Origin of the sequence: Providencia sp., assembly GCF_052096715.1 — a bacterium.
Taxonomy (GTDB): Bacteria; Pseudomonadota; Gammaproteobacteria; order Enterobacterales; family Enterobacteriaceae; genus Providencia.
In genome coordinates, this window is the sequence record NZ_JBQDNB010000040.1 from 21,467 (window position 1) to 29,714 (window position 8,248).

Below are 8,248 nucleotides of genomic sequence, written 5' to 3' on the forward strand. Positions count from 1 at the left end.
GGGTTTGTCGTATTTTTAGGTTTAACTCGAAAAAAAGTAATCCTAAAAGTTAAACAAACTCACATCAGCAGCAAAACTAGTCTAAATATGCTACTTTAGCTGTCTTAAATTGAACTATTTGGCTAAATTATTGAGTCATAATCTCAAATTGTTATATTTTTGATATATTTAACTTGTTCATTATTTTGTATTTCTGCTTTAATAAGCAAAATATTTTAAGAATCTCTATGCTGCTGACATGAGCTTAAATGTCACATCAGATTTTTCTTCTTGGGAGAAGATGCATGAAAATTGTTAGCCCTATAAGCAGAGCTCGATGGGCAGTGATCTTTTCATTTAGTGGAGTTTTATTAGCTGGGTGTTCAACCCCATATCATACTGCTGCGCCAATTTCGAGTGTGAATGACGGGCAATCTAGCCAACAGACCGCTCAAAGAACGAGCGTTAATACGACGTCGAACACGGGTATGAGTACGGCAATGCCTTCTTCTCGGCCTAATTTGTCGAGCAATACTCAATCAGTTAATAGGGCATCAAGCCAAATCAATACCTCGACTGATGGACGCATTGTCTATAACCGTGATTATGGCAGTATTCCTAAAGGAAGTTATAACGGTAATAGCTATACCGTTCAGCGCGGTGATACTTTATTTTACATCGCTTATATAACTGGTAATGATTTCCGAGAGTTAGCATCTAAAAACGGTATTGCAGAGCCTTATAGTTTGAATGTCGGGCAAGTTATCAATATTGGTAACACAAATGTGAACTCGAACACTCAAATCGCCTCAAATTCATCAAATAGTCATCAGCAAGCGGTTGATCTTCGAACAACTAATGAGTATCCTGAAAATAGTGGTGGTCAAACTTCAGGTAAAATGTTGCCGAATAATAAGAAACCTGCAACGCAAGTTTCAACGACAACAAATAACACGACGACTACTGCTTCAACAGCAGCAAGTAGCACTAATAATTCGTCAATAAAATGGCGTTGGCCGGCTGATGGGAAAATGATTGAAGGTTTCTCTGATGCACAAGGCGGGAATAAGGGCGTCGATATCGCAGGTTCTCGTGGTCAAGCTGTTCTTGCTTCTGCTCCAGGAAAAGTCGTTTATGCAGGTAATGCACTGCGTGGATATGGAAATCTCATAATAATAAAGCATAACGATGACTACTTAAGTGCTTACGCACATAACGATACGTTGCTGGTGCGCGATCAACAGGATGTTACTGAGGGTCAAAAAATAGCGACGATGGGTAGTACTGGCACAAGCTCAGTCAGATTACATTTTGAAATTCGTTACAAGGGAAAATCAGTAAACCCGTTGCGTTACTTACCGCAACGATAAACTGGGCAGAGTGCTTTGACATTCTGTCCGCATTATCTAGGGTAGGAGTCACTGATGAGCCAAAGTTCACTGAAAGTTAACGAGTTATACAATGACCTCGATGAAAGTAATGCGGATGATGCTTTTGACGAGAGTCAGTTTAAAGAAGAGGATCTGATTTCTGAGCTAGAAGATGAAATGGATTTACACCAGAGCACGACTCTACGTGTTTTGGATGCGACCCAAATTTATCTCAGTGAAATTGGATTCTCTCCGCTCTTGACAGCTGAGGAAGAGGTTTTCTATGCCCGAAGGGCCTTACGCGGTGATATTCCATCACGTCAGCGTATGATAGAAAGTAATCTTCGTTTAGTTGTAAAAATATCTCGTCGTTATAATAACCGAGGACTTGCCTTACTTGATTTGATTGAGGAAGGGAATCTTGGGTTGATACGTGCTGTCGAAAAATTCGATCCAGAAAAGGGATTTCGTTTTTCGACTTATGCAACTTGGTGGATACGTCAAACCATCGAGCGTGCGATCATGAATCAAACCCGAACTATTCGTCTTCCAATTCATATCGTAAAAGAACTTAATATTTACCTTCGAACTGCTCGTGAATTAGCTCAAAAGTTAGATCATGAACCGAGTCCTGAGGAAATCGCACAGCAGCTAGATAAACCTGTTGAAGACGTTAGCCGTATGTTGCGTCTGAATGAACGTATCACCTCGGTTGATACGCCAGTTGCAGGGGATTCAGAAAAGTCGTTGCTTGAGATTTTATCTGATGAAAATGACTCAGGTCCAGAAAATACAATTCAAGACAATGATTTAAAAGATAATATTGTTAAATGGTTATTTGAACTGAATCCAAAACAACGAGAAGTTTTAGCACGTCGTTTTGGGCTTTTAGGTTATGAAGCTGAAACTTTAGAAGAGGTTGGGCGCGAAATTGGGCTCACTCGTGAAAGAGTTCGACAAATTCAGGTTGAAGGTTTAAGGCGTCTGAAAGACATATTGCATAATGAAGAATTAACATTGGAATCATTATTCAATTTGTAGGATGCTTTTTAGAAATTAAAAGTCCCCGTTGTTATATTAACTGCGGGGACTTATTTTTACTTAATTACTTTATCTTACTTATTTTATTGCCTAATTTCCGATATTAATTTCAATAGGCACACCACTGTGAAATTTAAAGTCACTGTCAGGTGCTGAAATTAATTCTGCTTCAATAACCCCGAAATAATGCACTCGCTCAGTAATATCCTGCTTATTAATTAATTGCGCTAATTGTAAATAATCTTGGTAATGGCGCGCTTCTGAACGTAATAACGAAGTGTAAAAATCAGCGAGTTTCTCATCTAAAAATGGGGCTAATTTAGCAAATCGTTCACAGGATCGAGCTTCTATATAGGCACCAATAATTAGTTTATCAACCAATGTACTTGGGTCATGAGGACTAATATGACTAAATAGTCCCTTGGCATAACGTCCAGCGGTTATGCCGTCATAGGGAATATTTCGTTCATGCATAATCTCCAACACTTGGTAAAAGTGATGCAATTCTTCTTTAATTAATAACACCATTTTATCAATCAGATCTTGGCTATAGGCCGACTGCTTTCTTGCGAGTATTTGTTTTGAGATCTGGTTTTTATTTCTTAATGTATTAACGTCACCAATTTTGTCATAAGCAAATGATTCATAAGGTTTGAACCATTCAAGTAATACCGCAGCGCTATCTTTATCTACCGCATATTTTCGAATTAAAAACATCGCACTCTGGGCTGCTTTAAGCTCACATAAAAGATGATCTTTTAAAATAATGGGTAAGTTTTCGGGACGGCTAGCTTTAAACACCCATGAATCAGGCGTTTCACAGTGTAAAAAATGCCTGATTGGCGCTAATAATTCAGCGTACTCATCCATATTACTTATTCATTTCCTTTAAACGATAGAGCCAATCAAGCGCTTGGCGCGGTGTTAGCTTGTCGGGATCAATTTCATCTAAAGTGGTGATTACCGGAGACGGCTCTTCTTCTTTGGTGGTTAAGAAACTTAATTGTGCGCTATCAACATGGCTTGTATTTGCACTACTAGAAATAATTTCGAGTTCTTTGAGTTTTTGTTTTGCGCGTTTTATGACTTCTTTTGGTACACCTGCAAGTGAAGCAACGGCTAAACCATAGCTTTTACTTGCTGCGCCTTCTTGGACATTATGCATAAAGGCAATAGTATCACCGTGCTCAATAGCATCGAGGTGAATATTGACAGCACCTTCCAATTTTTCAGGTAAGGTGGTTAATTCAAAATAGTGAGTAGCAAATAAAGTCATCGCTTTGATACGATTAACTAAATTTTCAGCACAAGCCCAAGCAAGCGATAGGCCATCATAAGTTGATGTTCCTCGACCAATTTCATCCATCAATACCAAACTGTGTTCAGTGGCATTGTGCAAAATATTTGCGGTTTCTGTCATCTCGACCATAAACGTTGAGCGCCCAGAGGCAAGATCGTCAGAAGCACCTACGCGGGTAAATATGCGGTCAATAGGGCCAATAATAGCTTTGCTTGCTGGCACAAAACTACCAATGTAAGCCAATAGCGCAATCAATGCAGTTTGACGCATATAAGTACTTTTACCCCCCATATTTGGTCCTGTAATGATCAAAAGGCGGCGTTGTGGCGATAAAGATAATGGATTAGAAATAAACGGTTCACTAAGGACTTGTTCAACCACCGGATGACGGCCTTCGGTGATTTGAATGCCAGGCTTATCAGTGAGTTGTGGGCAGGCGTAACCGAGCGTTTCAGCTCTTTCGGCAAGATTAACGAGCACGTCAAGTTCAGCAAGTGCTTCGGCGCTGGTTTGTAGTGCGGCTAAATGTGGTAGCAGCATATCAAATAGGGCATCATAAAGCGCTTTTTCAATGGCTAATGCTTTTCCTTTTGAGGTTAATACCTTATCTTCATGTTCTTTTAATTCAGGAATAATATAGCGTTCAGCATTTTTCAATGTTTGACGACGTACATAGTGAATTGGTGTTAAGTGACTTTGTCCTCGGCTGACTTGAATATAGTAGCCATGTATGGCGTTATAGCCGACTTTTAAAGTGTCTATCCCTAAATTTTCTCTTTCACGAATTTCCAGCTTATCAAGATAATCGGTAGCACCATCAGCCAGTGCACGCCACTCATCTAATTCACTGTTGTAGCCCGGCGCAATGACACCGCCGTCTCGAATTAATACCGGTGGCGCATCAATAATTGCGTTTTCAAGTAATGCTTGTAGTTCATCAAATTGACTAATGCGGCTTTGTAATTCTTGTAAGTAGGTGCTGTTAGATTGGCCTAAAATTTGATGGATATCGTGATATTGCTGAAAAGCATGACGCATACGAGTTAGGTCACGAGGACGAGCGGAACGTAGTGCAAGACGTGCGAGAACGCGCTCTAGGTCGCCAATCTGGCGCAAGAAAGGTTGTAATTCAGAACCCTGTTCTTGTAAGGCACCGATAGCTTGTTGGCGGTTATTGAGTATTTGAGTATTACGCAGCGGTGTATGGATCCAGCGCTTTAACATGCGGCTACCCATTGGGGTTACGCACATGTCTAATATTGACGCGAGGGTATTTTCTGTTCCCCCTGCCAAATTTTGGGTTAATTCCAAATTACGACGTGTGGTCGCATCTAGAATGACATTATCATTTTGTTTTTCCATGATAATGCTACGAATATGGGGCAGTGAAGTTCGCTGGGTATCTTTGACGTATTGCAATAGACAACCCGCTGCTCTAAGGGCTCTATTTGCATTTTCTACACCAAAACCAATTAAGTCTTTGGTGCCAAATTGTAAGCCAAGCTGTTGTTTAGCCGTATCGAGCTCATATTCCCATAATGGTCGACGTCTCAACCCTTTGCCGCGCTCTATTAATGGCATACTCGCAAAGTCTTCTGGATAGAGAAGTTCAGCGGGGCGGGTACGCTGCAATTGTGCTTGCAATGCTTCTTCATCGGCAATTTCGCTAATAATGAAACGGCCTGAGGTAATGTCTAAAGTGGCAAATCCATAGCCTTGAGCGTCTTGCCAAATCGCTGCTAATAAGTTGTCTTGTCTTTCATTTAATAAAGCTTCATCTGTAATGGTGCCGGGGGTGACAATACGTACGACTTGGCGTTCAACGGGACCTTTGCTGGTGGCAGGATCTCCAATTTGTTCACAGATAGCAACGGACTCACCTTGTTGGACTAATTTAGCCAGATAATTTTCAGCTGCATGGTAGGGGATCCCCGCCATCGGAATGGGCTGGCCTGCTGATTGACCTCGTTTAGTTAGCGTAATATCAAGTAGCTGTGATGCTTTTTTGGCATCATCAAAAAATAATTCGTAAAAATCACCCATACGATAAAACAGTAGTATGTCTGAATGTTGTGCTTTTAGTTTTAAATACTGCTGCATCATTGGGGTGTGTGATTCTAAGTTCCGGTTGTCTGTCATATGGTTATCTATCTTAACTTATTGAATTTGTTTGATTCTGTGTTTCTTTATTGTCTCATGTAATAACATGATGTCTTATAAAATATCACAGAATCTCATATAAAAGTGTAGGTTGCTGATGATATAATGAGCAAAATGGAACTATCAGCTTACATTTTAACTAAAAATTTTAATTATCTTATGGTTAGCGTTTATTAATCAAAATCTATTCACAAAGCCCTTATCAACGAAAACTATTAACACGATGAAACCTAAAAGCAAAGATAGGTCTGATACGGGCGAAAATACAGGTTTACGTGTATTTTGTGGTGTGACTGGTATTAAGACATTTATTTATCAATATAGTAGCCCAGTTACACATAAACTTGTACAGATAAAAATCGGTAATTTTCCTCAAATATCGTTGAGTGAAGCGAGAGTTAAGCTACAAGAATTAAAACAATTACGTCAATTAGGACGATGTCCAGCTACAGAATTAAAAGAAGAAAAACAGCACCAAAAGCAAGTTCAGTTAGAACCACTAGAAACGAAATTGACAGTTAAAGATCTTATTGAGCTTTACTTAATTGAACGTATTGAAGATCGTAAAGGTAAAGACGGTAAAAACATTGCAGGCGCAAGAAAGAAAAAAGGGCAAATAGAAGTCCGTCGTATGCTTGAAGCTGATGTTATTCGTGTCTTAGGTGAACGAATGGCACATGAAGTTACTCGAAAAGATGTCATTGAACTTGTGCGTGAAATTGATGGTCGAGGCGCTAAGGTTCAAGCGGGTAATGTATTACGCGAGCTATCGGCAGCCTATGAATTTTCAATCGGTCTAGAGTATTTTGATGATAATTTTGCTAATCCTGCATTGTTGGCTAAATCGAGCTTGCAGCAAGCTAAGTTTAAACTAACCAGTAATAAAGGTACTCGCTATTTAGACGATAACGAACTGAAGAAATTTTTAGCGTGGTTGCCAAGTTCTGCTTATACTAATGGTATTGAAGGAACGTGTGATTTATATAGCTATGAGCGTGAATGTAAGGTGTGGTTGCAGAAATGGGCGGAGCATATGGAAAGCTTGGTATGACATATTGAACCGTGATTCTTTAGATATCTCATTGAATTTAATTTAATTTTTTGGAAGGTTGCATGTTGTGCTCATAGGTGTACTCATTTAATTTATTCAATCAAATGGGGTATTACAGTATAGCTAGAATAACCTCGATTTAAGGGCTTCGATCCAACGGATTTATACCTGCTATTTATAAATTACTGTTATTCTTGCGATAAAATAAATAGTTTAGAGCATCGGCTATAAGTTTAGTTAGCCCCTACATTAATATGATAATCAGAATGGGTTAGATAAATTAGCTCAGATTTGACCTGATATATCTATTGCACAGAGCCAAACTTAATCTGACAGGCAGCTCTGTATCAAAAGCGGACATTTTGGCCGGACACATATAATTAAGAGAATCAACTTAACCGGTGTATCAACACGTTAAGCCGTGATTTAGACGCTATCCTATTAAATTATAATGTTTTTATTTCGATATTGATTTTTTTGTACTCAGCGGTGTATTCATTTAGAGCAGGGTGTCTGCTAAATATGGTTTTGGTAATCCAACGTATACTTATGCAAGGTATCTATTACCATAATTATACACTGCAATAGATACCTATGAATAGCAATGATGGATCTTGACTATAAATATCAGCTTATTAGAGTAAATTTTTATATTCAATATTTATCAACTTAGTTGATTTACATAGAATACCTAATAGGCGTTCGGCCTAATTTTAAAGGACTGCAAAATACGATCCCATATTTCAACCATCTGTTCGTCGGTATAATGAACCACCTTACTCGTTGAATGCATCAAAACACTAACCGATGGATGAACGTAACCAATATTTTTTTCATTCGCATAATATTGAAAATAATAAAACTTATCGGACTGATTATCTGAACGAGGGTCGTTTCCTAGTGTGAGCCACTCTTCACCCACCACATTGTTATATCCAATGTTACCTTTACGTAACGTTTTTCCACCATACTGAGATAACACGGATTTAATTTCATCAGCTCTATCCAGCATACTTTCTTTTTCACTTTCTATGGTGTTATCCATCACCGTAGCCCAATAAAATTGAGGGTTTTCAAAAACCATCGAAATTTCTTCTTGGTGCGACTTCCCATCATCGTGAATAAAGCCATTCGGAATACAAATGCCTTTTTCAGTGGGAATTTCATTCTTTGGACGACCTTGTAAGCGAGAAATTAATGATTGCATCGCGGCAAGTTTTTGTGGCTTATTTGTAACTGGTATGTTGTATTTTTGATCTCGTATTTGCATGTTTTTATATTTAGGGTCTGAGATATCTCTTATTTCTGTACTAAGAATAAAAGCGACACCGTTAATATAAACATGCC

At 38.8% G+C, this 8,248-nt stretch carries 6 protein-coding genes; 3 read left to right on the forward strand and 3 right to left on the reverse strand.

Annotated elements, in window-relative coordinates; genetic code table 11:
- Positions 1-284: 284 nt before the first annotated feature.
- Both nlpD and rpoS read left to right on the forward strand, forming a co-directional pair.
- Positions 285-1,349, forward strand: coding sequence for a murein hydrolase activator NlpD (gene nlpD / locus ACTH6U_RS20225; RefSeq protein WP_294110185.1), 1,065 nt, complete (start codon positions 285-287; stop codon positions 1,347-1,349).
- 54 nt (positions 1,350-1,403) lie between these two features.
- Positions 1,404-2,390: an RNA polymerase sigma factor RpoS gene (gene rpoS, locus ACTH6U_RS20230; RefSeq protein WP_294351350.1), complete on the forward strand. Its 987-nt coding sequence runs from the start codon at positions 1,404-1,406 to the stop codon at positions 2,388-2,390.
- A gap of 90 nt (positions 2,391-2,480) precedes the next feature.
- Here rpoS and miaE read toward each other — a convergent pair whose 3' ends face one another.
- The gene (gene miaE / locus ACTH6U_RS20235; protein WP_441833008.1) at positions 2,481-3,260 is read right to left on the reverse strand and encodes a tRNA isopentenyl-2-thiomethyl-A-37 hydroxylase MiaE; all 780 of its coding nucleotides are present in this window, start codon (positions 3,258-3,260) and stop codon (positions 2,481-2,483) included.
- 1 nt (position 3,261) lies between these two features.
- Positions 3,262-5,829 carry a DNA mismatch repair protein MutS gene (gene mutS, locus ACTH6U_RS20240; RefSeq protein ID WP_294110178.1) on the reverse strand — a complete coding sequence of 856 codons (2,568 nt, stop codon included), beginning with the start codon at positions 5,827-5,829 and terminating at the stop codon, positions 3,262-3,264.
- Positions 5,830-6,073: 244 nt separating this feature from the next.
- Between mutS and ACTH6U_RS20245 the strand changes: the two genes are divergently transcribed.
- Positions 6,074-6,901, forward strand: a complete 828-nt coding sequence (locus tag ACTH6U_RS20245) for an integrase arm-type DNA-binding domain-containing protein (protein WP_441833009.1) — start codon at positions 6,074-6,076, stop codon at positions 6,899-6,901.
- A 691-nt stretch (positions 6,902-7,592) separates the two neighbouring features.
- Here the strand turns inward: ACTH6U_RS20245 and ACTH6U_RS20250 are convergent.
- A partial coding sequence (locus tag ACTH6U_RS20250) for a T6SS immunity protein Tli4 family protein (protein ID WP_441833010.1) occupies positions 7,593-8,248 on the reverse strand: 656 nt, incomplete at its 5' end.